The organism is Halomonas sp. BDJS001 (genome assembly GCF_026104355.1).
GTDB lineage: Bacteria > Pseudomonadota > Gammaproteobacteria > Pseudomonadales > Halomonadaceae > Vreelandella.
The window spans coordinates 26,286-52,214 of record NZ_CP110535.1 but is presented as its reverse complement, the minus strand read 5'-3'; the positions used below and the strand labels follow the sequence as shown (position 1 = coordinate 52,214).

The window sequence follows — 25,929 nt, the reverse complement described above, 5'->3', positions numbered from 1 at the left end:
GGGCCACACGCTGCATATCCGGCTTTCATTGACGTCATCATCACGACCAGACCCCTTGGGTGTTATAGGGTCAAGCCTCACGGGCCATTAGTACACGTTAGCTCAACGCCTTGCAGCGCTTCCACACCGTGCCTATCAACCAGCTGGTCTCGCTGGGCCCTTCAGGAGGCTCTAGGCCTCAGGGATGTCTCATCTTGAAGGGGGCTTCCCGCTTAGATGCTTTCAGCGGTTATCCCGTCCGACCATAGCTACCCGGCAATGCCACTGGCGTGACAACCGGAACACCAGAGGGTCGTCCACTCCGGTCCTCTCGTACTAGGAGCAGCCCTTCTCAAACATCCAACGCCCACGGCAGATAGGGACCGAACTGTCTCACGACGTTCTAAACCCAGCTCGCGTACCACTTTAAATGGCGAACAGCCATACCCTTGGGACCGACTTCAGCCCCAGGATGTGATGAGCCGACATCGAGGTGCCAAACACCGCCGTCGATGTGAACTCTTGGGCGGTATCAGCCTGTTATCCCCGGAGTACCTTTTATCCGTTGAGCGATGGCCCTTCCATACAGAACCACCGGATCACTAGAACCTGCTTTCGCACCTGCTCGACGTGTCTGTCTCGCAGTCAAGCACCCTTATGCTCTTGCACTCATTGCACGATGTCCGACCGTGCTGAGGGTACCTTCGTGCTCCTCCGTTACTCTTTAGGAGGAGACCGCCCCAGTCAAACTACCCACCACACACTGTCCTCGATCCGGATAACGGACCTGAGTGAGAACGCCAATGATGCCAGGCTGGTATTTCAAGGTTGGCTCCGCCCGAACTGGCGTCCGGGTTTCTAAGCCTCCCAGCTATCCTACACAGGCAACATCAGCGTCCAGTGTGAAGCTATAGTAAAGGTTCACGGGGTCTTTCCGTCTAGCCGCGGGTACACCGCATCTTCACGGCGATTTCAATTTCACTGAGTCTCGGGTGGAGACAGCGTGGCCATCATTACGCCATTCGTGCAGGTCGGAACTTACCCGACAAGGAATTTCGCTACCTTAGGACCGTTATAGTTACGGCCGCCGTTTACCGGGGCTTCAATCAAGAGCTTCGCGCCCTCTACAAGAGAGGGGCTAACACCATCATTTAACCTTCCGGCACCGGGCAGGCGTCACACCCTATACGTCCGCTTGCGCGTTAGCAGAGTGCTGTGTTTTTAATAAACAGTTGCAGCCACCTGGTATCTTCGACCGGTTCGGGCTAGGAGAGCAAGTCTCTTCACCCTACGCCGGCGTGCCTTCTCCCGAAGTTACGGCACCATTTTGCCTAGTTCCTTCACCCGAGTTCTCTCAAGCGCCTTGGGATTCTCACCCTGACCACCTGTGTCGGTTTGGGGTACGGTCGCACATGATCTGAAGCTTAGAGGCTTTTCCTGGAAGCGTGGCATCAGTGACTTCCTGACCGTGGTCAGTTCATCTCGTGTCTCGGCCTTAAAGGATCCCGGATTTACCTAAGATCCCAGCCTACTCACTTTCACCAGGACTACCAACGCCTGGCTCACCTAGCCTTCTTCGTCCCCCCATCGCAACCATGTCCGGTACGGGAATATTGACCCGTTTCCCATCGACTACGCCTTTCGGCCTCGCCTTAGGGGCCGACTCACTCTGCTCCGATTAGCGTCGAACAGAAACCCTTGGTCTTCCGGCGAGGGAGTTTTTCACTCCCTTTATCGTTACTCATGTCAGCATTCGCACTCGTGATACCTCCAGCAGACTTCTCAATCCACCTTCATCGGCTTACACGACGCTCCTCTACCGCTCATCCATAGGATGAACCCGTAGCTTCGGTACCTGGTTTAGCCCCGTTACATCTTCCGCGCAGGCCGACTCGACTAGTGAGCTATTACGCTTTCTTTAAAGGATGGCTGCTTCTAAGCCAACCTCCTAGCTGTCTGAGCCTTCCCACATCGTTTCCCACTTAACCAGGATTTCGGGACCTTAGCTGACGGTCTGGGTTGTTTCCCTTTTCACGACGGACGTTAGCACCCGCCGTGTGTCTCCCACGCGTTACTCACCGGTATTCGGAGTTTGCCTCGGGTTGGTAAGTCGGGATGACCCCCTAGCCGAAACAGTGCTCTACCCCCGGCGGTACTACGTGAGGCGCTACCTAAATAGCTTTCGAGGAGAACCAGCTATCTCCGAGCTTGATTAGCCTTTCACTCCGATCCACAAGTCATCCAAATCTTTTTCAACAGATCCTGGTTCGGGCCTCCAGTTGATGTTACTCAACCTTCACCCTGCTCATGGATAGATCGCTCGGTTTCGGGTCTATATCCAGCGACTGTGTCGCCCAGTTAAGACTCGGTTTCCCTACGGCTCCCCTATACGGTTAACCTCGCCACTGAATATAAGTCGCTGACCCATTATACAAAAGGTACGCCGTCACCCAACAAGTGGGCTCCGACTGCTTGTACGCACACGGTTTCAGGATCTATTTCACTCCCCTCTCCGGGGTTCTTTTCGCCTTTCCCTCACGGTACTGGTTCACTATCGGTCAGCCAGGAGTATTTAGCCTTGGAGGATGGTCCCCCCGTCTTCAGTCAAGGTTTCTCGTGCCCCGACCTACTCGATTTCACATGATCAGATTTTCGACTACGGGGCTATCACCCGCTACGGCCACGCTTCCCAGCGTGTTCGCCTAATCAGTCTCATGCTTAAGGGCTGGTCCCCGTTCGCTCGCCGCTACTGGGGGAATCTCGGTTGATTTCTTTTCCTCAGGGTACTTAGATGTTTCAGTTCCCCTGGTTCGCCTCGTACCCCTATGTATTCAGGGCACGATACTCATCTTATGATGAGTGGGTTTCCCCATTCAGAGATGTCCGGGTCACAGGTTGTTGCCACCTCACCGAACCTTATCGCAGGCTACCACGTCTTTCATCGCCTCTGGCTGCCTAGGCATCCACCGTGTGCGCTTCATTGCTTGACCCTATAACCCGAAGGAGTCTGGATGTCGCAATGATAACGTTCTATTTTGCCGGATACGCTTGAGACGTATCACAATTTAAGAAGCACACCTTACGGCGTGTTCTTGTCAGCATGATATACATTGTTAAAGAGCGACTGCTATACGCAGTGATAAGGCAACGCCGAAGACGTCTGGCTTATCACTGCGCATCAACAGCTATCTGATCAGGTAATTCATTGTGGACGCTTACTAACTGTGACGCATCGTTTAAGGAGGTGATCCAGCCGCAGGTTCCCCTACGGCTACCTTGTTACGACTTCACCCCAGTCATGAACCACACCGTGGTGATCGCCCTCTTGCGTTAGGCTAACCACTTCTGGTGCAGTCCACTCCCATGGTGTGACGGGCGGTGTGTACAAGGCCCGGGAACGTATTCACCGTGACATTCTGATTCACGATTACTAGCGATTCCGACTTCACGGAGTCGAGTTGCAGACTCCGATCCGGACTGAGACCGGCTTTAAGGGATTCGCTGACTCTCGCGAGCTCGCCGCCCTTTGTACCGGCCATTGTAGCACGTGTGTAGCCCTACCCGTAAGGGCCATGATGACTTGACGTCGTCCCCACCTTCCTCCGGTTTGTCACCGGCAGTCTCCTTAGAGTTCCCACCATTACGTGCTGGCAAATAAGGACAAGGGTTGCGCTCGTTACGGGACTTAACCCAACATTTCACAACACGAGCTGACGACAGCCATGCAGCACCTGTCTTACAGTTCCCGAAGGCACACCAGAATCTCTTCCGGCTTCTGTAGATGTCAAGGGTAGGTAAGGTTCTTCGCGTTGCATCGAATTAAACCACATGCTCCACCGCTTGTGCGGGCCCCCGTCAATTCATTTGAGTTTTAACCTTGCGGCCGTACTCCCCAGGCGGTCGACTTATCGCGTTAACTTCGCCACAAAGTGCTCTAGGCACCCAACGGCTGGTCGACATCGTTTACGGCGTGGACTACCAGGGTATCTAATCCTGTTTGCTACCCACGCTTTCGCACCTCAGTGTCAGTGTCAGTCCAGAAGGCCGCCTTCGCCACTGGTATTCCTCCCGATCTCTACGCATTTCACCGCTACACCGGGAATTCTACCTTCCTCTCCTGCACTCTAGCCTGACAGTTCCGGATGCCGTTCCCAGGTTGAGCCCGGGGCTTTCACAACCGGCTTATCAAGCCACCTACGCGCGCTTTACGCCCAGTAATTCCGATTAACGCTTGCACCCTCCGTATTACCGCGGCTGCTGGCACGGAGTTAGCCGGTGCTTCTTCTGCGAGTGATGTCTTTCCTAATGGGTATTAACCACTAGGCGTTCTTCCTCGCTGAAAGTGCTTTACAACCCGAGGGCCTTCTTCACACACGCGGCATGGCTGGATCAGGGTTCCCCCCATTGTCCAATATTCCCCACTGCTGCCTCCCGTAGGAGTTCGGGCCGTGTCTCAGTCCCGATGTGGCTGATCATCCTCTCAGACCAGCTACGGATCGTTGCCTTGGTAAGCCATTACCTTACCAACTAGCTAATCCGACATAGGCTCATCCAATAGCGGGAGCCGAAGCCCCCTTTCTCCCGTAGGACGTATGCGGTATTAGCCTGGGTTTCCCCAGGTTATCCCCCACTACCGGGCAGATTCCTATGCATTACTCACCCGTCCGCCGCTCGTCAGCGGGTAGCAAGCTACCCCTGTTACCGCTCGACTTGCATGTGTTAGGCCTGCCGCCAGCGTTCAATCTGAGCCATGATCAAACTCTTCAGTTTAAAATCATTGTGATCCTTACTCGCTCTCTAAGGACTAGCCGAAGACAGCAAAAGCGGATCAAACTTGGCTCAAGGTTCAAACGAATTCATTCAAAACAGATCCCAAAGGACGAATCCTTTAAAACCTTATTGCTTGAGTCGCTTGCCTTGATATTTGGTGATTTGCCACCAACATCAGCAAGCGCCCACATGAATTACCTGATCAAATTGTTAAAGAGCTGTTTCGCTGTCACGGTCACTTTGAAAGTGATCTGCCCGCCGTTGAACCGGCTTGCCTCAGCGAGGAAGGCGTATTCTACGCATTTCCTGATGGTTGTCAATCGCTGTTTTTTTAGCGACTGAGGCGAGCGATACAACTTGCTCTAACCTCCTGACAAACCAAGGCTTTTACACCTTATGCACCGCTGGCAACGCTTGGCGTCCCCGGCAGCGGATGCGTACTTTACGGGCTCAAAGCCGGGTTGGCAAGCGGTTTTGTAGAAAAATTACAAATTCCCTGTCTTGGAGGAATGAAACCCCTTCGGCACCAGCCTGATTGACGGTTACACTAGCGCTATCTACCGCTCTTTCCACCACTGTGCCGAGGATCGCTATGAGCCACCACTTATTAACTGTCGACTCATTAAACCGCGAAAGCGTAGACCACTTACTGCGTGTGGCTGCGCGCATGGAGCCGATTGCTCAGCGACGCCAGGTAACCCGAGTATTAGAAGGCGCCGTACTCGGTAATCTGTTTTTTGAAGCGAGTACCCGGACGCGAGTAAGCTTCAATGCTGCCTTTTGCCGCTTGGGAGGCAGTGTGTGCGATACCACGGGCTTTACCTTCTCTTCCATGGCGAAGGGTGAGTCGCTATACGATACCAGCCGCGTGATGAGTGGCTACTGCGATGCCATTGTCATGCGTCACCCTGATCAAGGTTCGGTGGCGGAGTTTGCCGCGGCGACCAATGTACCGGTGATTAATGGCGGCGACGGCCCTGGGGAGCATCCCAGCCAGGCACTGCTCGACCTGTATACCATTGATAAAGAGTTTCAACGCCTGGGTAAATCGCTGCCCGGTGCACATATCTTACTCACCGGCGACTTGAAGTACGGCCGTACCGTACATTCACTGATTAAGCTTTTATCCCTCTATGACCCGCTGCGCATTACCCTGGTGTCGCCGCCGGGCCTTGAGATGCCTTCCAAGCTGATTGACTTAGTAGCCTCTCGCGGCCACCGCATTGAGCAGCGCGATTCTCTCGCTAGTGATTTTGCCGATTTAGATGTGGTGTACACCACACGGATACAGAAGGAGCGCTTTACCGACGAGATGAATGAGAGCTTTCAGGGGCTCTCTGACGACTTTATGGTCAATCGTGATTTCCTAGACTACCGCTGCAGTCAAAGCACCATTGTGATGCACCCGCTGCCCAGGGATAGCCGCCCCGGCGCCAATGACTTAAACGTCGACCTTAACGGCGACCCCCGTCTGGCGATTTTCCGCCAAACCGATAACGGTATCCCCGTGCGAATGGCGATTTTCGCGACGCTGCTCAATGTCGATGAACTAATCGAAAAAGAGCTACGCCCCGTACGCTGGTACGTGCCCACCCAAACGGGCACGTTGGATCGATAAAACGCAAAGGTTAAGGAGAGGAATTCAAGACAGACATTATAGAGAGAGGCGCCCGCCAGGTAGGCCTTCCTGGTGGGCGAACCAGCCCTCAAGAATAAGAATAGCCGCGATGCCATCGACACTGTCCTGACGATAGTTGCCTTTATGCCCCGCCTCGCGAGCGATCATTTTTGCTTCCCGCGTGGTGCCACGCTCGTCAACCATTTCACACGGTTTGCCAAAACGGCCATGTAGACGATTACCAAACTTGCGCGCACGAATACTCATATCTGACTCGCTACCGTCCATATTTAGCGGCAGCCCCACCACTAACAGATCCGGCTGCCACTCGCTGAGTAGCCGTGACACGACATTCCAGTCGGGGATTCCATCCCGCGCCGTCAGGGGGGGGAGTTCACGGGCGCTGCGCAGCAGCTCGTTGCCCACCGCTACACCGATACGCCGGGTGCCGTAGTCAAAGGCCAGAATTAAGCGCTGTCCCGCTGCGGCCATCAGGCGTGCCCCGCGTCTCGGGTCATTAGGTTGAGGTCAACACCTAGTAAACCAGCCGCTGCGGTTAAGCGCTCAACGGGTGGGGTGTTGAAGAGCACGCTACTCTGTGCTTCTACCGTTAACCAGCTGTTCTCCTTCAGCTCCTCTTCCAACTGCCCAACTTCCCAGCCTGCGCAGCCTAAGCAGACTAAAAAGTGCTCAGGCCCCTCACCCGCAGCAAACGCTTTCAGAATGTCCAACGAGGTGGTGAGCGCAATACCATCTTCCACCTGGATACTGGAGTCCCACTGTTGGCTATCGCCCACATGAAGAATAAAGCCACGGTCTTTATGCATCGGTCCACCGTAATAAACCGGCGCATTGCGGTATGGGCTTGTCTCTCCACCCAACTCCAGTTGGTCAAACAGCGCTTCAAGGGTGATCTCTAATGGTCGATTAGTGACCACGCCCATGCAGCCGTTGTGATCATGATCGCAAAGATAGATGAGGGTACCGGCAAAATTAGGGTCTTCTAAATGTGGCATCGCCATCAAAAAGTGATGTTTCAAACTTTGCATGCGTCTCCCACTGCCTGCTGGCATCTCAGCAGGCATAGTGTAATGAGTGTAGTTATCAGTAAAGCCGTGCCTAGGCTAATCGACGCTCAATAGCGTCCAGCAATAAACCGGCAATATTAGTGCCCCGCTGATCATCAATTTCACGCACGCAGGTAGGGCTGGTGACATTGATTTCCGTAATATAGTCACCGATCACGTCGAGGCCGACAAACATTAAGCCTTTTTCACGAATCATTGGCTGTACCTGTTGGATTAACCAGCGGTCGTGATCAGTGAGTTCGCGACTCACCCCCCGCCCACCGGCAGCTAGATTGCCACGAGTCTCGCCCGCCGAGGGTATTCGCGCCAACCCAAAGGGAACGGGCTCACCATCGACTAACAGAATGCGCGTGTCGCCATCCTTAATTTCTGGCAGATAGCGCTGGGCCATAATTTGCCGCTGGCCGCGTAAGGTAAGCTGTTCAATGACCGCGCCGATATTGCGACCTTCCGGGCCAATGTGAAAAATACCGGTGCCGCCCATACCGTCCAGCGGTTTAAAGATGACATCGCCATGCTCAGCATGGAAGGCGCGCAGCACATCATCACGGCTGGCGACCAGCGTAGGCGCACAGCACTGGGGAAACTGCTGGGCAAACAACTTCTCATTACACTGCAATAGTGCCGCCGTGGGATTGACCACCAGCACACCTTCGCGCTCAGCAAAGCCCAGCAAATGCACAGCGTTGGTAAAGTCGGCGTCCACGGGCGGGTCTTTGCGCATCAACACAACGTCCAGCTCTACCAGCGGGCGCGCAGAGGGTTCGCCTAGGTCGTACCAGTGACTTGGATCACGATGCACTTTTAGTGGCCGCATTCGCGCGTAGGCCTGCCCTGCGTTCAAGAAAAGATCCTCCTGCTCCATATAGTGCAGGGCGTATCCACGCTCCTGGGCGGCCCATAGCATGGCCATGGTGGTGTCTTTCTTGTAAGCGATGTCGCTGATGGGATCCATCACAACGCCGAGGTGCAGATTTGATTGGCTCATCGGGGGCACTATCCAAACATGAACAATTGATGCTCAGTATGCCGCACTGCCCGCTAGGCTCCAACTGTCCTAGCGAGTGAAACATCAACAGACCCTAGCTAACTACTCGCTGAGCGCGCCGGGCACCAAACGAATAGCATCCGGCTCTAGGGTGATCAACTGCTGCTTATAGAGTCGCCCAATGGCCTGTTTATAGGCGCTTTTACTCACCCCTAAACGGGCTTTAACTTCATGGGCAGGGCTTTTATCCCCCAGCGCCAGATAGCCACCGCTTTCCCGTAGGGCTTGCATTATCTTATCGCCCACCACATCCAAGCGAGCGGCGCCGGGCGGTAGTAGCGAAATATTTAGGCGACCATCATCACGGCGCTGCTTTACATAGCCCTTGACTGATTGGCCACGGCGCAATGGCTGAGTGACGTCGTCCTGGTAAATAAGGCCCCAGTAGCGGTGATTCACCACCACCTTCATACCCAGGTCAGTTCGCTCCGCCACTACGACGGCGACTTCGTCACCCTTCTCCATGGCCCAGGCGTCATCGGTCAAAAAACGATCCAGCTTCATCGACGCTACTGGCCGCCCCTGGTCGTCGCTGTACAGCATGACCAACACACGTTTGCCGGGATCAGGTCGAAAGTGCTGCTCGCTAAACGGCAGCAACACATCTTTCGGCTGCCCCCACTGCAAAAACGCGCCGATATTATTGACGGCCGTGACCGTTAGGTACGCCACTTCTCCCAACTGGGCGGCTGCATCGCTGGCGGATCGGGGGGATGAGTGTGACTCACGCACCATGGGTAACGTCCTTCAAGGAAATAGACCAACATTATGGTGCCTGACACCCACAGGGCAAAGCGGGATAGCATTTTTAGTGGTTGAAAACATGCTATCCCGCCTGAAAAAGCAAACACCGCACAACCTGCTACTATCAAAACACTAGACAAAATTAGGCGTAGAGGAGCGAACATGGAAGGGTTCACGCTTTTTGATACGGTCGTTTTGATTGGTTACATCGGTTTAATCGCCTGGATCGGTTCGCGATTCGGTAAAGATCAGCATAACCCCGAGGACTATTTTCTAGGCGGGCGCAAAATCCCCGGCTGGGCCATTGGCCTTTCGGTCATGGCGACCCAAGCCAGCGCCATCACCTTTATTGGGGCGCCGGGCTGGGGCTTCGAAGGTGGTCTTGAACGCTTGGTGACCTTTATCAATGTGCCCCTAGCCATGATTGTATTGATTCTGGTGCTGGTGCCTATTTTTCACCGTGCGGGCATCTATAGCATCTACGAACTGCTGGAGCGGCGCTTCGGCCCGGCGACTCGCACCCTTACTGCCCTGCTGTTTCTGATTGCCCGCGGTCTCGCTACTGGCGTGGTGCTCTATGCGCCAGCGCTGGTACTCGCAGTGGTCACCGGCTGGAGCGTTAACCTCACCATTATCATTATGGCGGTACTGGCCATCACCTATACCGTGATGGGCGGTATCAGCGCGGTAATTTGGACCGATGTGGTGCAAATGTTCGTACTCTGGCTTGGTGCACTGTTAAGCATCTTCTTTTTAGTGACCAGCCTACCTGGCGGTTGGGGCGATGTCTTCGACTTCGGCGCGGCCAGCGGCATGTTCAACGCCATCGATTTGTCCTTCAACCCCAGCGTGACCTACTCACTATGGGCCGGGCTGTTCGGCGGCTTTTTCCTGCATGTGGCCTACTTCGGCACCGACCAGAGCCAAATCCAGCGAGTGCTCTCCAGCCCATCAGTGCTCGATGCTCAACGCTCACTGCTGATCGGCGGCTACCTGCTAATTCCCCAGATGCTGCTGTTCCTGTTTATTGGCGTTATCTTGGCCACCTATTACCAGCAGCATGGGCTAACGCCCCCCGAGGATCTCAATGAACTGCTACCCCGCTATGTCGTCAACGCTTTTCCCTCAGGCATGGCGGGACTGGTGATTGCAGGGGTGTTTGCCGCGGCAATGTCGAGTCTCGACTCGGCGCTCAACTCACTTTCAGCGGTGACCGTGCGGGATTTTTATAGTCGCTATATCAAACCTAATGCCAGCGATGCTCACTATCTGAAAGCATCACGCATGGCCACTATATTTTGGGGGCTTTATGCCACCCTGTTTGCTTTCTTTGCCGGTAATCTTGGCCCTGTGATCGAGGCGGTCAACCAAATCGGCTCGTGGTTTTACGGGGCGCTACTGGGCACCTTCCTATTGGCTATTTTTAGCCACCGCTCCAACGCACGTGGGGCAATGGCTGGGCTGATTGCCGGTATGCTCTCCGTATGGTGCGTCTCTTCGCTACTCGATATTTCGTGGCTGTATAACAACACGGTCGGTGTAGCAGTTTCGATGAGCGTTGGCTATCTCGTTAGCCTGTCAGCACCTGCACCCAGCCAAGATCAGTTAAGCGATGTGATGATGGCCGAAGCGGCGCCGGATATGCAGGCCGTACTGGCGGCCAGAGCCGATAATGCCGAGGTGATTGGCAAGGAGGCGCGGTTAACCCGTCGTCGCTGTATCGGTCTATTCGCTTGGTTTTGCCTTATGCTGGGCATGCTAGCGCTGCTGCAGGGGTGGGCAAATGGCTGAGCCTCTAATACTTTCCAGACAGATTGACGAAGAGGCCGCCAAAAAGCGACTACAGCGCCTGGGCGCAACGGCCTGCGAGCCTGCTTGGGTCAGCCTCTGGGCGGCAGCGTTAGGGCTGCCAAATGGCACACCAGGTGCTTGGTTACTCTCCGCACAGAAAATGCGCCGGGCGCTGCTAATGGTGGGTGCTGAACTACCCGCTCAGACCACTGCCATTGATACTGAGCTTAGAATTGAGAGCGGTCTGCCGCCAACACCAGAAGCGCTGAACCGACTGTGGCTATGGGAGCGCATGGCGACACCCCGCCATTGGCGAACTCAGGTACTGGATAGCGCACCAACGCCGATATGGTTGCCCTGCTGGCTGGGCTATGCGCGAGGTCGGCAACACCGCTTGCTGGTGATCAGTGGCCTGTCAGGTGAACCGCTGCCGATGCTTAAACCCATCGTGCTTAAGGGTCTTGAGCAGGCATATCGAAAGGGGCCGGAATCAGAGACAAAGAGTCCAGGGGCAATCGAACAAAGGGAAAAAGCAGTTTGATAAAGCTTCAATTGGTAGTAAGTACTTACAAATCGCCAAAGTAGTGCTGTAGCAAGGAAAGCGCCACCACTGGTGCCGTCTCTGTACGCAAAACCCGTGGGCCGAGAGTCAGCGGCGTAAAGGCAGCGGTTTGAGCGGCGGTGATATCGGCTTCGCTTAAACCGCCTTCCGGGCCGATCAGCAGCGCTACCGAAGCGGGGCGATCTTGGCGATCAAACGCATTGCCGGTCGCTAGATGCAGCATCAAGCGCAGCGGTTCCTGGCGCGCTTCAAGCCATGCTGATAACGGCATCGGTGTATGCACTTGGGGCACCACCGCACGACCACTTTGCTCGCAGGCGCTGGCCGCCACTGCCTGCCAGTGAGCAAGTTTCTTCTCTTCCCGGTCGCCTTTCAAACGCACATCGCCACGCTCAGTATACAGCGGAGTAATCGCCGCAACGCCCAGCTCGACGGCCTTCTGAATGGCGTAATCCATTCGGTCGCCTTTTGAGATGGCCTGACCCAAATGGACAGACAGCGGCGATTCACCACTGCCCGACCATACCGCTTCGACCCGTGCGAGCGTCTGTTTGCGGCTAACGTCTGCCAAACGCACCCCCGCCTCAAGACCTTGGCCGTCAAATAGCACCAGCGGCGCGCCTTCACCCATACGCAGTACACGGGTGATGTGGCGCGCAGGGCCGTCAGGCAATGCAACGTCGCTGCCTGCTACGAATGCAGCAGGCACGAAGACGCGTGGCATCTTGCCATGCAGGGCGTACCAATCAGCGGCTTGCGTTTCTGGCATGGCTTCCGACATCGCTTAATGGGTGCTTTCTTCGGCTTGCTTGGCTTCGCGCTGCTTACGCTGGGCGTACATGGCTTCGAAGTTAACCGGCGCCAGCATCAGCGGCGGGAAACCGCCACGGTTGACCAGGTTATCCACGCACTCACGGGCGTAGGGGAACAGCAGATTGGGGCAGAAGGCGCCCAGAGTTTGATCCAGCTGCGCCCCTTCAATACCCGCGATACGAAACAGACCCGCCTGCTCGACTTCCGCCAGGAAAGAGGTCGTACCGGTTTCACTGTCATTCACCTGAGCAGTCACCTTGACCACCACTTCATACTGGTCATCAGCAATTTTTGTGCTGGTGGTATTAAGATCCAGGTTCACCTTGGGTTTGAACGCCTGCTTGAACACCGAGGGCGAATTGGGCGCTTCAAAGGAAATATCTTTTACATAAATACGCTGCAGCGAAAATTTGAGCTGCGGTTTTTCGTCCGCCGCGGCGCCTGCCTGCGGGGTGTTGTTATCTTCCGCCATGAGAAAACTCCTGATTGTTGATTAAATAAAGCTAGCGTTGATTACTTTTTAACCACCGGAAGGCCGTCGCCTTGCCACTGCGCCATACCGCCTCTCAACTTGTAAACGCGTTCAAAGCCTGCTTTGGTGAGCTTGGCCTGTGCGGCGCCAGAACTCTGGCCGTGCTTGCATACCACGATGATCGGCTGGGCTTTCACTTTATCCAGTTCGTTCATGCGGCTATCGAGGTTGCTCTGCGGAATGTTGCGCGCCCCCGCGATATGCCCGGCTTTGAAGTCTTTGTTTTCACGGATATCCAGCACCACCGCGTCTTCGCGGTTGATAAGCTGAGTGGCCTGCGAGGCGGTCAGTGCATTTGTGGAGGCGCTGCGCGTTTCATAAATAATCCACGCTATCAGCACCAGCAAAAATGCCCCAACTAGCAGGGGATGGTTCTGTATGAATTCGAACACCTGATCGATCATCGCGAACACAATCTCTTGGTCTATGCAGAAAAAAGCGGCCTAACCGCTGCCAAAACGCGACAAGTATACACGTCAGATAGCTTCCCGCGCAGGCCTGGGAGCCTGTCCGGCTTGACCGATCGTTGCGAGAAGCACGGATTTTGAGCCAAATTTATCGATCGATTGAGGCGAATAGCGCGCTATTTAACGAAATTGATCGACTAAAGTTGGCCAAAATACCGGGATTCGCAGTAGATCCGTGTTAAGCCGGGCAGGCTCCTACATCATGACGCCTGGCAGTTGCCTGCGTTATGATGCCCCAAGCGTGCGCCTGTCGCGACCCCGAATTTTCGAGTTGTTCGGGTTGCCAATCTTAACGAGGTTTTTTTATGGATACTTCTCGCACTCCGCGCCCCGTGGCGCTGATTATTCTCGACGGCTACGGCCACAACCCCGAGAGCGCCCATAATGCGGTGGCCGCAGCCCACACCCCGACAATGGATAAACTATGGGAGAGCTGCCCTCACGCCTTCGTTCACACCGATGGGCTTAACGTTGGCCTACCCGACGGCCAGATGGGCAACTCTGAAGTCGGCCATATGAATATTGGTGCCGGGCGTATCGTTTATCAGGACTTCACCCGTATCAGCAAGGCGATTGAAGACGGCGACCTGGATGTTAATGACAACCTCACCCTGCCGATTGATGAAGCTGTCGCCAACGGTCGGCCGGTGCACTTAATTGGCCTGCTCTCCCCCGGTGGCGTTCACAGCCATGAAGACCACTTTATTGCTCTGGCCGAATTGGCCGCACGCCGTGGCGCCCAGCGTATTTTTATTCACGCCTTTCTTGATGGTCGCGATATGCCACCGCAAAGTGCATTGGCCTCCATAGAGCGCGCCAATGCTCGCCTGGCCGAACTGGTGGGCGCTGATAACGGCTTTGTGGCCTCGATTATTGGCCGCTTTTACGCCATGGATCGCGACAATCGCTGGGAGCGCGTTGAACAAGCCTACCGTCTGCTTACCGAGGGTCAAGCGGAGTACTACGCCTCTAGCGCTGAAACCGCACTGCGTGACGCCTATCAGCGTGGTGAAACCGATGAGTTTGTGGCGGCGAGCAGCATCCCGCTTGGCGAAGCCCCTATTACCCTGCAGGATGGCGACGCTGCGATTTTCCTCAACTTCCGCTCCGACCGCGCCCGGGAGCTGACCCGCGCCTTTGCCGAGCCGGATTTCAACGGCTTCGAGCGCCGGGTATGTCCCAAGCTTGCCGGTAAAGGGCTGGTAATGATGACCCAGTACGCGGCCGACATTCCTACACCTGCCGCCTTCCCCCCATCGGATCTTAATGACACTCTTGGGGAAGTCGTCGCCAAGCGCGGCTTGAAGCAGCTACGCATTGCCGAAACTGAGAAGTATCCCCACGTAACGTTCTTCTTTTCGGGCGGCAATGAAGCCGAGTACGAGGGTGAAGAGCGCATCCTGGTGCCTTCACCCCGTGATGTGCGCACCTACGACGAAAAGCCTGAAATGAGCGCCTTTGAGATTACCGATAAGCTTGTCGACGCTATCGATGGCGGCAGCTACGATCTGATCGTTTGCAACTACGCCAACGGTGACATGGTCGGCCACACCGGTGATTTCGACGCCGCGGTAAAAGCCATTGAGACCGTCGATACCTGCGTGGGTCGTGTCGTGGAAGCCATCGAACGTGCAGGCGGCGCCTGCTTGATTACCGCCGACCACGGTAATGCCGAACAGATGGTTCATCCCGAAACCGGCGCACCGCAAACCGCCCACACCACCTTTGTGGTACCGCTTATTTACGTTGGCGAACGCACGGCCTCGCTTGAGGAGGGCAAGCTATGCGACCTGGCCCCCACGCTGCTGGCCATGATGAATCAGCAGCAACCCGAGGCGATGACGGGTAAACCATTGATTCATTTCAAGTAGTGCCCATGCGGCCATATATAGCAATAGCGCTCCTCCTGGCGTTAAGTTATGCGCCAGCAGGTTTCTCTCAGCAAGATGAAGGGGCGGCGCGCCAGCAGTTGGATGCGATTGGCCAAGAGATCGAGTCCGCTGCCCAGCGCCTCCGTGCGACTGGCGAGGCCCGGGACAGCGCTGAACGCGAGCTTAAGGAAGTTGAAACCCAACTGGCCGAAACCCATAAGCGCCTAGACGCTCTACAAGCTGAGCGCCGCCAGTTGAATGATGAAATTACCCAGCTGCGCCAGCATCGTGACCGGTTGGAGAGCGAGCGCGCCGATCAATACGCAGCGCTGGGCCAGCAGCTATCAGCGCTTTACCGCCTTGGCCCAACGCCGCAGCTCAAACTGCTCCTTAACCAGGGTGACCCTGCCGAGCTGGATCGCATGCAGGCGTATATGAATCGGCTGACCGAAGCACGTAATCGCCGCTTAAATACAATCGCCCGCCTCGATACAGCGCTCGCCGATACCCAGAAGGAGCTCAGCGAGCGCCAGACCCGTCTGAATACGTTGGCCGATGAGCTAGAAGAGCAGAGCGCGCTGCTAGCTCAGCGCACTTCCGAACGACGCGGCGTTGTTGCCAACCTGGATGACCGCTACGGCAGTGAAGAGGAGCGGTTGGCTGACCTCAACCAGAGCCGCGAAGAGGCCGAACGCATGCTGCGCAATATCCAGGCGGAGATGGCAAGACTTGCCGAACCCACGCCCACTACGCATATTGTCAGTACTCAAGGCGACTTACCTTGGCCGGTACAGGGATCCATCAGTAGTAATTTCCATCATCGCGACGGTGTGCATTACAACGGTATAGTGATTCAGGCCAGCGCAGGCACGCCGGTCACCGCTGTACACACTGGCCGCGTGGTATTTGCCGACTGGATGCGAGGATTTGGCAACTTGCTGATTATTGACCACGGCGACCAGATCATGACGCTGCATGCCCACCTGCAGCAGTTCAGCGTCAGGCCAGGACAGCAGGTCAGTCGCGGCGATGAAATTGGACGTGTCGGCGATAGCGGCGGCCAAAACCGTGCGGCGCTCTACTTCGAAGTTCGCCGCGGCGGCGAACCAATTAATCCTCAGCGTTGGATTGCGCGCCGTTGACGGGATAAGCTGCACTACTATGCATGTGCACTACGATGCATGATTAATGTCTCAACGTTTATTGTTATTACAAACTTATGTTCCAACTAACGGGTGACGCGCACTGACGCCACCTATCGCCCTGCGGAGTCTGCATGACGCTATCTGTTACCGGGGTATCAGCCCCCGCCAAGCGCTTCTTGGCTACCCTGCTGCCGATTGCTTTACTGTCGGCCCCGCTACCGCTGCTCGCCCAACCAGCCGGTAGTGGTGCGGCGGGTGAGCCACCCTACGACCAGCTACCCCTGGAAGATATTCAAACCTTCGCCGAAGTGTTTGAGCGTATTAAGCGTGCCTATGTTGAGGAAGTCGATGACAGCACGCTGCTACGTAACGCTATGCGCGGCATGCTCAGTGAGCTCGACCCTCACTCCGCCTATTTGGATGAGGAGGAGTACCAAAGCCTGCGTGAGTCGACTCAGGGCGAATTTGGCGGCATCGGTATCGAGGTAGGCACCGAGAATGGTCAGCTCATGGTGATTACACCTATCGATGACACTCCCGCCTCCCGCGCGGGGTTGCTTTCTCGCGATATTATCGTCGCCATTGACGGCACCCCCACCGACAGCATGTCCCTACAAGAAGCGGTGACCCTAATGCGCGGCGAGCCGGGTACCGATCTGCGTATTAGCATACTGCGCTCAGGCGAAGATTCGCCGCGGGAATTCACCCTGACCCGAGAAATTATTCGCAGCGAAAGCGTTAAACACGAGCTGCTTGAGCCCGGTTACGGCTACCTGCGCGTCAGCCAATTCCAATCGCGCACACCAGAGCAGGCCCGGGAGGCGCTTGAGCGCATGAGCCGAGAGCAACCTCTAGAAGGGTTGGTACTCGATTTACGTAATAACCCAGGCGGTGTTTTGCAGGCCGCGGTAGGCATCGCCGACCTGTTCCTGGATGAAGGTTTGATTGTGTATACCGAGGGGCGCCTCTCGGATACTGAGATGTCGTTCTCAGCCTCACCCAACACGCCCGCGGCCGATGTTCCACTGGTAGTGCTGATCAACGGCGGTAGTGCTTCAGCGGCGGAAATTGTCGCTGGCGCGCTCCAGGATCAGCGTCGCGGCGTGATTATGGGCACCGATAGTTTTGGTAAGGGATCCGTGCAGCAGATTATGCCAATAGGCAATGGCGAAGGGCTCAAACTCACCACCGCGCTCTACTATACCCCCAACGGGCGATCTATTCAGGCCCAAGGCATTGAGCCCGACGTGGATGTAGTGCGCGGCCGTTTGGAAGTGGCCGAGAGTCGGCGTGAAATACGCGAAGCCGACCTCGAGGGTCACCTAAGCTCTCAGCAGGCGCCCCGGGATCGTCAGGAAATGGCTGAGCGGCTACTCAATGATTACCAGCTCAGCGAGGCGCTTAATCTGCTTAAAGCGCTCAACGTCGTTGATCGACAGCGACGCTAATGACAACCTGTTTTAGCAACAACTGAGTGGCAGGCGGCCGCGCTCTCCGGTCGCCTGCCGCATCAGTACCCGCTTCAATGGCACCAACTGGTTCATTCCGCTCATACCCAGATTGCGCGCCAGGGTAAGAGCTAGGTCATGGCTGCCAAACAGCACTTTAAACCCCTTCATTAACCCCAACATGGCGCTGTTATCAAAGCGCCGACGACGCTCATAGCGCCGCAAGGTGCTTAACTCACCCCAAGGCGCGCCGCGCTGCCAAGCATGCACCACTTCTTCCGCCAGCACCGCCGCATCCATTAGCCCTAAATTAGCCCCCTGGCCCGCCAGCGGATGGATACTGTGGGCAGCATCCCCGACCAATGCGAAATGCGGCTGCACATAGTGGCGGGCATGGCGCTGTACCAAAGGGAAACGATGGGCCTTATCGCAGACCGTGACCTCACCTAGGCGGTGGCCAAAGGCTTTACCCAGTGCCTCCCCAAGGGCTTCACGGGGCAATTCACTAAGCTCCGCGGCATGCTCAGGGGTGGTCGACCATACGATGGAGCAGTAATGATCACTACCCTCCACGGTTAAAGGCAGAAATGCCAAAGGGCGGCCATCGATAAATGCTTGCCGCGCTATGCCGCCATGGGGTTTCGCACACTGCACTGTCGTTACCACAGCCTCCTGCCGCATATCGTCACAGGCCACCTCAATACCCGCCATTTCCCGCAGCTCCGAGCGGGCGCCATCAGCAGCCACTATTAATGGCGAGTGGAGTTGGCGACCATCATCAAGTACCAACCAATTGCCACTGCTACCCTGCAGTGCCTGCAGGCGAACGCCAAAATAGGTGGTGACGTTGGGATCGCCAAACACGAGGTTATTCAGTGCGGCCAGCGTGACCGTATTCTCAACAATATGGCCGAGCACTGCCACTCCGGCCTCATCCGCGGAAAAAGCGATCTCCCCACTCCCTTCGGCATCCCATACGTGCATACCTCTATAGGGCGTGACCCGGTTTTTTGCATGGCAGACCAGGCGCCTAGATGCGTTAGCAAACGCTGGGAGACGGGCGTTAGCGCGCTTACCCGTGGGTTGGGCTGCTTTCTCACAGCACTTTCGAGGGTAAGCGGCGCAGGCTGAGCCTCCACAAGTGCCACCCGCATACCCGCTTGAGCTAGTAGAGCGCATAGTGCGGTGCCAACCATACCGCCGCCGACAATGACCGCCTCAAAACTTTCCACCGACGGTGTCGCTGATGATGAGCTCATATCTATAGCGTTCCTGTTGTAGTGGCCATAAGCGTTAGCGTTCCAAACCCATCGCGCGTCGAGCCAGCCCTCGCCGCAGCGGCCCCACCAGATTCAGGCCGATTAACCCCGCGGCCCGAGCATGGGGGAGCAGGGGGAAAGAGAGCCCAAACAGCCGCACCAGGCCGTCGCTAAAGCGGATGACGTTAGCGCGATCTCGGGAGCGCTGCTTCTCAAAGGCTTGCAGCGTGGTCATATCACCTAGCGGCCGTTTGGCCTGCTCGCCCTGTTCCAGCGCTTCGACAAGATCCATTACTCCACGCAGCGCCAGGTTAAACCCCTGCCCCGCGACTGGATGCAAGGCGTGGGCCGCGTTGCCTAATACTGCCAGCCCTGGCCGAACCGGCTCTTCAGCGGTAACCAGTGAAAGCGGGTAGGTGTGTCGAGTGCCCACCCGGGTAAACCGCCCCACCCGATCACCAAACGCACGCTGAAGTTGCAGTAGAAATTCACGCTCAGGTAGCGCCATGCGCGATTGTTCACTGCCAGTCGGGTGCGTCCAGATCAACTCCATGGCCTGGCCCGGCAGTGGCAGTAGCGCCATTGGCCCTTGTGCAGTAAAGCGCTCGTAAGCCACCCCACCATGGGGCTGGCTCACGCCAATATGAGCGATAAGCGCTGTTTGCTCGTATGATTCACGACGACTGCCAATGCCTAGCTGCTCCTTAAGTCCTGAGCGCCCTCCATCGGCTAATACCGTTAGCCCTGCGGTTATCTGACTACCATCTGAGAGTTGAAGATGGTGCCCACCGGCCACAGGCGTAAGCTGTTCGACTTTTGCCGGGCAGTGCCACTCCAATGGCAGCTGGGCAAGCCGTTGGTGCAGCACCCGCCCCATCCACGCGTTGGGAATAACATGGCCCAGCGCCGCAACACCTAGCTCCTCAGCACTCAGCCGTGTCGCGCCTAAGCGGCCACGTTCACTGATATGAATGCGCTTGATGGGCGTGGCCTCGTCGCGCATTGCCTCCCACACACCCAACTGCTGGAAGCGCTGGGCTGAACCTTCTGCAATCGCACTGGCCCGGGCATCAAAACTGGGCTGCCAGGTAGTTTCCTGCGCCTTAACAGTCACAGGCGCCGATTCAATGATTGCCACTCGCCAGCCATAGCGCTCAATCAACGGTGCCAGGGCGCAACCTAAGCTGGCGCCTACCAGTCCGCCGCCCACTATCACAATGTCATGGGTCAGTGCTCCTTTAACCGCATGATTAGACTGCTGCATTGGCTTCTCCCGAACGCGGCACCACCTCATAAAGAGGTAATAATAATTTCGTAACGTAATTTACATAAAGGCCACTGCAGACATTGAGGGTGTGGTTACTTTTTAGCCATCAGTGCCTCGATTTCGTCGACCTGCTTAGGCACACCTGCGGTCAGTACTTCATGACCCTCATTTGTGACGACCACATTGTCTTCAATACGAATACCAATACCCTGATAGGCGTCAGGAATATCGTCATCGCTAGGGATATACAGGCCGGGCTCTACGGTGAGCACCATGCCTGAGACCAGTGGCCGAGGTGTTTGCTCATCCAGCCGGTAAGTACCGACATCGTGCACATCAAGCCCCAACCAGTGTGACGTCGAGTGCAGGTAGAAGCGCCGATAACTCTCGTCATCGATGCGCGCCTGAACCTCGCCTTCCAGCAGGCCAAGCTCAATCAGCCCGGCGGTTAAGTCGTACACCACGCCCTGGTGAATATCAGCCAGGGTAGCCCCCGGCTGGACGGCGCTAACAGCGCGCTGCTGGGCATGGAGCACTACTTGGTAGAGCGCTCGCTGGGCATCACTAAACCGCCCTGAGACCGGGAATGTGCGAGTGATATCACCGGCGTACAACTCAAACTCGGCCCCCGCATCGATAAGCACCAAGCCGTTGTCACTCAGCGGCGCGCTATTTTCAATATAGTGCAGTACGCAGGCGTTGGCACCGCTGCCCACAATCGTACTGTAAGCGGGGCCGCTGGCGCCTTGCCAAACAAACTCATGCTCTAACTCGGCCTGAAGCTGAAATTCGCACAGCCCAGGGCGCGACAGCTGCATAGCACGGCGGTGAGCCTGGGCAGAGATCAGCGCCGCATGTCTGAGCAGGGCAATTTCTGCGTCGCTTTTGATTAGCCGCATGGCGTGAATCAACGGGGTAACATCCAGCCAACCTTTTAGCGGCGGCCGACCGCGTCTAAGCCCAGCCTGAGCTTCGCGTAACGCATCTTCTGCCATGCTGACGGCCTCGACGTTGTCTAGCGGCAGATAAAGCAGCTCACGACCTGCCAACAATTCGCTCAGCCGCTCATCGCGTACTGCGTTTTCAAATGCCTGATCAATGCCGTGCTCCGCCATGACTCCCTCAGCGCCCAAGCGGCGACCAGTCCACGCTTCCATAGTGGGGTCACGATCCTGGCAGAACACCACGCTTTCACCCTCAGCGCGCCCTGGAAGCAGCACCAGTAGTGCGTCCGGTTCGCGGATGCCGGTCAGGTAGTAAAAATCACTACTCTGGCGGAAGGCAAATTCACTATTCCGTGAACGCGTTATCAGCCCGGCTCCGGGAAGCACCACCGCGGCGTTATCCGGCAGTTGGGCCATTAAGGCGTCACGGCGCTGGCGATACTCGGCCACGCTGATCGCAGGGGGGCGAGGTAACATTTCTGGCCGCATAGAGGCTCCTAGCATAGAGGTTCAGACAGAGGCAATTAATGAACGGGGGCGTCGGTTTGCTCGACTTGCGGCATCCCTGGATGCTGCTCTGTATACAGCAGCATTGCCGCCATACGGGCGTGCTCGGTCAGCGCAAACAGATCGTTTTCGTTTTCGGGGCTGTCGTCGATATCAGTATCTATCCGGCCCAGCGCCTGCAAGTCATCAATCGCCTCACGGAGCGACTGAGACCAGCGCTCGCGCAGCTCGTTGTCAGCCACTTCATCAACCATCTCAATAAAGCCCAGCGTCCACTCTTTCAGACCCTGCGCCTGCTCCCCCAGGGAGAACAGCTCGTCGGGTAGCAGCGGCGTATAGTCCAAGTCGCTGGCGCTTAGCGCCTCCAAGGTTTGCCGCCGCCAGCCTAACAGCCGCTCGGCACTTGCCTGATCGCGGGGCTGCTCAACGCCAAGACTCTGGCAGACTTCGTCCAACCACGCCTCTGCACTAACATCGCGCAGCGCTAACAGTGCGCATAGACGGCCATCCAAAAAAGCCGGTGACTGCATGCTGCCATGCAGAAGAAAAACATCCGCCACGTCAGAGAAGTCCTGGCGTTCATCAATCAACGACATAGTATTTAATAACCTCGTATTCATTGGGCATGAGGGGGATAGGGTGGCGTCAAGGGTACGAGATGCACTCACCGCGCGTTGACCGCGCACAAGCGCCTCTCTTATAGTGAGCGAGACCTATCTTCCTATGCTGTGATGTTAACGCATTGGGCCCCTTGCTGGCCCGTGCTGGAGTCTTTGATGAGCAACGCCAAGCGGCCAACCAAAGAAATAACCCTTTTAGGGCGCGGCTATATCATTGCCTGCGACACGGGCGAAGAAGCCAAGCTTGACCGTGCCGCGCGCTACTTAGACCGCGCCATGCAGGGTATCAATGCCCAGAGCAGCGTGCTGGGGAGTGAGCGGGTCGCGATCATGGCGGCTCTCAATATTACCCACGAGCTGCTTGAAGCCATGGATGAACACCGTGCCGGAGAAGAGAACCTGAACCGGTTAAATGAGCGACTAGAGCGGGCACTGGCTAAAACACGCCACTCTTAGTCCGAGTTTTAAAGCGCTGTCTAGAACCTATAAGCCCTGCGAACGTTTAACCCAGCCCTTTGGCATTAGCCGTCGCTCTGTTAGGATGGCGGGGTTCTCTGGGGTGTACGCCAGTCATTATAGTCCCTCGAGCCTATGCGTAATACCCAGGGGGCCAAATGCTAGCCAGGCCCGTGTGCATGTCCGTGCGTCGGAAAGCCTGACGGTCTGGCTGCGGCCACCCACCTGAACCAGTAGGTTCAGGGCCAGAATGACAGCGGCACTCTGGAGAACACCCAACCTATAGGGTATGAGAGACCATCTGCATGGAAAGCCTCCATCGGGACGTCGATAAGCGCGCACTGCGCCGTTTTCTACGTCATCAACGCCGAGCCCTTTCTCAGCATGAGCAGCGCCTTGCGGCTCAACGTTTGTGCAGGCAATTAAAATCCCTACCTGAGATTCGTCGTGCACGACGCTTAAGCCTTTATCTACCTGTCAACGGTGAAATTGACCCTACGCCGTTACTTCCCTGGCTGCGTCAACGTAATGTCGATATTTATCTGCCGGTTTTGCGCCCATTTAGCGCTAATCGCCTGTGGTTTGTAGCCTACCGACCTGACACACCCATGGTGAAAAACCGTTTTGGTATTTGGGAGCCTGACGTTCGATTCAGCGCAAAGCGACGTAATAGGCTACCTACCTGGGCACTGGATACGCTAATTGTGCCACTAGTTGGGTTTGATGCTAACGCTAACCGCATGGGGATGGGGGGAGGGTTTTATGATCGCAGCTTAGCATTTATGCATCGGCCCGGCCCGTCGCCTACCTTGATTGGCGTCGCCCATGCCTGCCAGCAAGTGGCTTCGCTGCCTGTGGAGCCATGGGATGTGCCCTTACAGGTCGTCGTCAGTGACCAAGGTTGCTTTCGCCGTCAGTAGCTTTCTTAAAACTGGCCATAAAAAAGGGCCGACCCAATAAAGGATCAGCCCCTTTCGTCTGATATCTGTCACCTTATCGGTGCTAACGTATAGTGGCAAACCAACAGGGTTTAGCTTCCCGATAACGCCTGCGCGTAACCGGTAGCAAGCACCCCTAATGCAAACACCACCATCAACGCCATTACCATATCAGGCTTCTTCCGCCGCATGCCGCTTCTCCAACACCTATATTGTTGCCGAATGTGCCAAACCCGCCACTCTTTGATGTTTTCTAAAGATGGCGAATTTGCTTAATTTCGCTCACGACTATAGAGCTATAAGGCCATCATTGACAACTGGTTTAGCGGCATTTTTTAGCCTCATTTCTAAGGATTAAGTTACGTTGCGTTACTAGCAGCTCTGACTTTTAAGGTGAGCAAGCACTTACATACAGTAGTGAACGATTAAGCCATAAACAGTCGATAGGCTGGATTATCGCTCTCGCGCCAGTAACGGTAACCGATGGCATCTAAATACTCCGCCACATGGGTTCGGTCACCGTTAGGCACTTGCATACCCACCAGTACTCGACCATAGGCCGCACCATGGTTGCGATAATGAAATAACGAGATATTCCAGTCGTGGGGCAGTTGGGTCAAAAAGTTCATCAACGCGCCTGGGCGCTCGGGGAACTCAAAGCGGTACACTTCTTCTTCGAAACGCTCGCTGGGACGACCGCCGCTCAAGTGGCGAATATGCAGCTTCGCCAACTCATTTTCAGTGAGATCTTCCACTTGGTAGCCGCCTTCACGCAGTTTGTCGATCACTGCCTGGCGGTCTTCACCACCGGGCTTAACCTGGACGCCTACATAGATATGCGCTTCACTGCTGTCAGCGTAGCGATAGCTAAACTCGGTCACCATGCGCTTGCCTAGCGTGCGGCAAAACTTCTTAAAGCTGCCGGGTTTCTCGGCAATAGTCACCGCCAGGATCGCTTCACGCTGCTCGCCTAGCTCCGTGCGCTCGGCAATGTGCTGTAGGCGATCAAAATTGGTATTGGCACCTGAGTTAATGCACAGCAGCGTCTCGCCTTCGGCACCGGTCTGCTGCACGTATTTTTTTAGCCCTGCCAGCGAGAGCGCGCCAGAGGTTTCCGCCACTGCACGGGTATCGTCAAAAATATCTTTCACCGCTGCACACATTTCATCGGTATTGACGGTGATAACGCCGTCAATCAGATCTTTGATCAACGAAAACGGCACCTCGCCAATTTGTGCGACCGCGACGCCTTCGGCAAATACACCCACTTGCTCGAGCACCACACGCTCACCCGCCTCTAAGGCGGCTTTGAGGCAGGCGCTGTCTTCGGCTTCGACACCGATTACTTTGATATCCGGACGCAGGTACTTCACATAGGCCGCTACACCTGCGATTAATCCACCACCGCCGACCGGTACGAAGATGGCATCCAAGCGTCCAGCGTGCTGGCGCAGAATTTCCACGCCGATGGTGCCTTGTCCGGCCACCACATCAATATCATCAAACGGCGGAATATAGGTGTAGCCGTGCTCTTTGATCAGCTCTTGAGCATGCTCGGCGGCAGCGGCGAAAGCATCCCCTTTGAGGATGACCTTGGCGCCCCGGGCGCGCACCGCCTGCACTTTGATATCCGGCGTGATCCGCGGCATCACGATGACAGCTTTGACCCCCATCAGCTTTGCAGCCATGGCCAGCCCTTGGGCGTGATTACCGGCGGAGGCGGCGATCACGCCTTTCTCTTTTTGTTCCTGGGTGAGCTGCGCCATTTTGTTGTAGGCACCGCGAATTTTGAACGAAAACACCGGCTGTAGGTCTTCGCGCTTAATCAAAATCTGGTTATCAAAGCGACGCGACAAAAAGGGTGCAGGGGAAATCGGGGTCTCACAAGCGGCTTCATAAACGCGGGCTTGGAGGATCTTTTTGACGGTGGCTTCTAGCATGCGGGTATCCCAAGGGAAGAACGTGAACGGACAAAGCTTTTATTGGTAGCAGATTACGCCTAGCGGCGTCTAGCCGGGTTGCCATCGGCAGGCAGCGTTTAGACCGCTATACTAGCGCCACG

The 25,929-nt window shown here is 56.0% G+C and carries 19 protein-coding genes, 2 rRNA genes, 1 other RNA gene and 1 pseudogene; 9 read left to right on the top strand and 14 right to left on the bottom strand.

Features of this window, described 5'->3' with window-relative positions:
- Window positions 1-66: 66 nt before the first annotated feature.
- Both OM794_RS00220 and OM794_RS00215 read right to left on the bottom strand, forming a co-directional pair.
- Window positions 67-2,969, bottom strand: a 23S ribosomal RNA gene (locus tag OM794_RS00220).
- 247 nt (window positions 2,970-3,216) lie between these two features.
- A 16S ribosomal RNA gene (locus tag OM794_RS00215) occupies window positions 3,217-4,749 on the bottom strand.
- The 16S and 23S rRNA genes sit together here, the layout of an rRNA operon.
- 592 nt (window positions 4,750-5,341) lie before the next feature.
- Between OM794_RS00215 and OM794_RS00210 the strand changes: the two genes are divergently transcribed.
- Window positions 5,342-6,367, top strand: coding sequence for an aspartate carbamoyltransferase (locus OM794_RS00210; protein WP_226248790.1), 1,026 nt, complete (start codon window positions 5,342-5,344; stop codon window positions 6,365-6,367).
- A gap of 36 nt (window positions 6,368-6,403) precedes the next feature.
- Here the strand turns inward: OM794_RS00210 and ruvX are convergent, their stop codons facing one another.
- The 4 genes from ruvX to OM794_RS00190 form a co-directional block, all read right to left on the bottom strand.
- The gene (gene ruvX / locus OM794_RS00205) at window positions 6,404-6,859 is read right to left on the bottom strand and encodes a Holliday junction resolvase RuvX (protein WP_265154145.1); all 456 of its coding nucleotides are present in this window, start codon (window positions 6,857-6,859) and stop codon (window positions 6,404-6,406) included.
- Entirely contained in the window at window positions 6,859-7,416 is a 558-nt protein-coding gene (locus OM794_RS00200; protein ID WP_226248792.1) for a YqgE/AlgH family protein, read from the bottom strand. The genes ruvX and OM794_RS00200 overlap by 1 nt, the downstream gene beginning before the upstream one ends.
- A 70-nt stretch (window positions 7,417-7,486) precedes the next feature.
- Window positions 7,487-8,443: a glutathione synthase gene (gshB, locus tag OM794_RS00195; RefSeq protein WP_226248798.1), complete on the bottom strand. Its 957-nt coding sequence runs from the start codon at window positions 8,441-8,443 to the stop codon at window positions 7,487-7,489.
- Window positions 8,444-8,545: 102 nt separating this feature from the next.
- Window positions 8,546-9,238, bottom strand: coding sequence for a S1 RNA-binding domain-containing protein (locus OM794_RS00190; protein WP_226248799.1), 693 nt, complete (start codon window positions 9,236-9,238; stop codon window positions 8,546-8,548).
- Between the two features lie 171 nt (window positions 9,239-9,409).
- Here OM794_RS00190 and OM794_RS00185 point away from each other — a divergent pair, with 171 nt between their 5' ends.
- The gene (locus OM794_RS00185) at window positions 9,410-11,038 is read left to right on the top strand and encodes a sodium:solute symporter (RefSeq protein ID WP_226248806.1); all 1,629 of its coding nucleotides are present in this window, start codon (window positions 9,410-9,412) and stop codon (window positions 11,036-11,038) included.
- Window positions 11,031-11,579, top strand: coding sequence for a hypothetical protein (locus OM794_RS00180; RefSeq protein WP_226248808.1), 549 nt, complete (start codon window positions 11,031-11,033; stop codon window positions 11,577-11,579). Before OM794_RS00185 ends, OM794_RS00180 begins: the two co-directional genes overlap by 8 nt.
- Window positions 11,580-11,604: 25 nt before the next feature.
- Here OM794_RS00180 and OM794_RS00175 read toward each other — a convergent pair whose 3' ends face one another.
- Genes OM794_RS00175 through OM794_RS00165 form a run of 3 tightly spaced genes read right to left on the bottom strand, consistent with a single transcriptional unit; the run spans window position 11,605 to window position 13,349 of the window.
- Window positions 11,605-12,369: a 16S rRNA (uracil(1498)-N(3))-methyltransferase gene (locus tag OM794_RS00175; RefSeq protein WP_413229650.1), complete on the bottom strand. Its 765-nt coding sequence runs from the start codon at window positions 12,367-12,369 to the stop codon at window positions 11,605-11,607.
- A gap of 15 nt (window positions 12,370-12,384) precedes the next feature.
- Window positions 12,385-12,885: a protein-export chaperone SecB gene (gene secB, locus OM794_RS00170; protein ID WP_035582485.1), complete on the bottom strand. Its 501-nt coding sequence runs from the start codon at window positions 12,883-12,885 to the stop codon at window positions 12,385-12,387.
- Between the two features lie 41 nt (window positions 12,886-12,926).
- On the bottom strand, window positions 12,927-13,349 hold the full coding sequence (locus OM794_RS00165) for a rhodanese-like domain-containing protein (protein ID WP_226248812.1): 423 nt from the start codon (window positions 13,347-13,349) through the stop codon (window positions 12,927-12,929).
- A gap of 368 nt (window positions 13,350-13,717) precedes the next feature.
- Here OM794_RS00165 and gpmI point away from each other — a divergent pair, with 368 nt between their 5' ends.
- From gpmI to OM794_RS00150, 3 genes are all read left to right on the top strand, one after another.
- The gene (gene gpmI, locus OM794_RS00160; RefSeq protein WP_226248815.1) at window positions 13,718-15,283 is read left to right on the top strand and encodes a 2,3-bisphosphoglycerate-independent phosphoglycerate mutase; all 1,566 of its coding nucleotides are present in this window, start codon (window positions 13,718-13,720) and stop codon (window positions 15,281-15,283) included.
- Between the two features lie 5 nt (window positions 15,284-15,288).
- The gene (locus OM794_RS00155; protein WP_226248817.1) at window positions 15,289-16,425 is read left to right on the top strand and encodes a murein hydrolase activator EnvC family protein; all 1,137 of its coding nucleotides are present in this window, start codon (window positions 15,289-15,291) and stop codon (window positions 16,423-16,425) included.
- Window positions 16,426-16,559: 134 nt separating this feature from the next.
- The gene (locus OM794_RS00150) at window positions 16,560-17,876 is read left to right on the top strand and encodes a S41 family peptidase (RefSeq protein ID WP_226248819.1); all 1,317 of its coding nucleotides are present in this window, start codon (window positions 16,560-16,562) and stop codon (window positions 17,874-17,876) included.
- 12 nt (window positions 17,877-17,888) lie between these two features.
- On the opposite strand, the pseudogene OM794_RS00145 reads toward OM794_RS00150, so the two are convergent.
- From OM794_RS00145 to OM794_RS00130, 4 genes and pseudogenes are all read right to left on the bottom strand, one after another.
- A pseudogene (locus OM794_RS00145) lies at window positions 17,889-19,135 on the bottom strand (UbiH/UbiF/VisC/COQ6 family ubiquinone biosynthesis hydroxylase).
- Window positions 19,136-19,169: 34 nt separating this feature from the next.
- Window positions 19,170-20,399: a 2-octaprenyl-6-methoxyphenyl hydroxylase gene (gene ubiH / locus OM794_RS00140; protein WP_226248825.1), complete on the bottom strand. Its 1,230-nt coding sequence runs from the start codon at window positions 20,397-20,399 to the stop codon at window positions 19,170-19,172.
- A 95-nt stretch (window positions 20,400-20,494) separates the two neighbouring features.
- On the bottom strand, window positions 20,495-21,835 hold the full coding sequence (pepP, locus tag OM794_RS00135; RefSeq protein WP_226248828.1) for a Xaa-Pro aminopeptidase: 1,341 nt from the start codon (window positions 21,833-21,835) through the stop codon (window positions 20,495-20,497).
- A 35-nt stretch (window positions 21,836-21,870) separates the two neighbouring features.
- Window positions 21,871-22,449, bottom strand: a complete 579-nt coding sequence (locus OM794_RS00130; RefSeq protein ID WP_226248830.1) for a UPF0149 family protein — start codon at window positions 22,447-22,449, stop codon at window positions 21,871-21,873.
- 180 nt (window positions 22,450-22,629) lie between these two features.
- Here OM794_RS00130 and OM794_RS00125 point away from each other — a divergent pair, with 180 nt between their 5' ends.
- From OM794_RS00125 to OM794_RS00115, 3 genes are all read left to right on the top strand, one after another.
- The gene (locus OM794_RS00125) at window positions 22,630-22,929 is read left to right on the top strand and encodes a cell division protein ZapA (protein WP_226248832.1); all 300 of its coding nucleotides are present in this window, start codon (window positions 22,630-22,632) and stop codon (window positions 22,927-22,929) included.
- A 92-nt stretch (window positions 22,930-23,021) separates the two neighbouring features.
- Window positions 23,022-23,204, top strand: a non-coding RNA gene (gene ssrS / locus OM794_RS00120) — 6S RNA.
- A 30-nt stretch (window positions 23,205-23,234) separates the two neighbouring features.
- Complete coding sequence (locus OM794_RS00115) at window positions 23,235-23,849, top strand: 5-formyltetrahydrofolate cyclo-ligase (protein ID WP_226248835.1); 615 nt, start codon at window positions 23,235-23,237, stop codon at window positions 23,847-23,849.
- Window positions 23,850-24,292: 443 nt separating this feature from the next.
- On the opposite strand, the gene ilvA is transcribed toward OM794_RS00115, so the two are convergent.
- A complete protein-coding gene (ilvA, locus tag OM794_RS00110; RefSeq protein ID WP_226248838.1) occupies window positions 24,293-25,807 on the bottom strand; it encodes a threonine ammonia-lyase, biosynthetic in 1,515 nt (504 codons plus the stop codon).
- Window positions 25,808-25,929 lie beyond the last annotated feature (122 nt).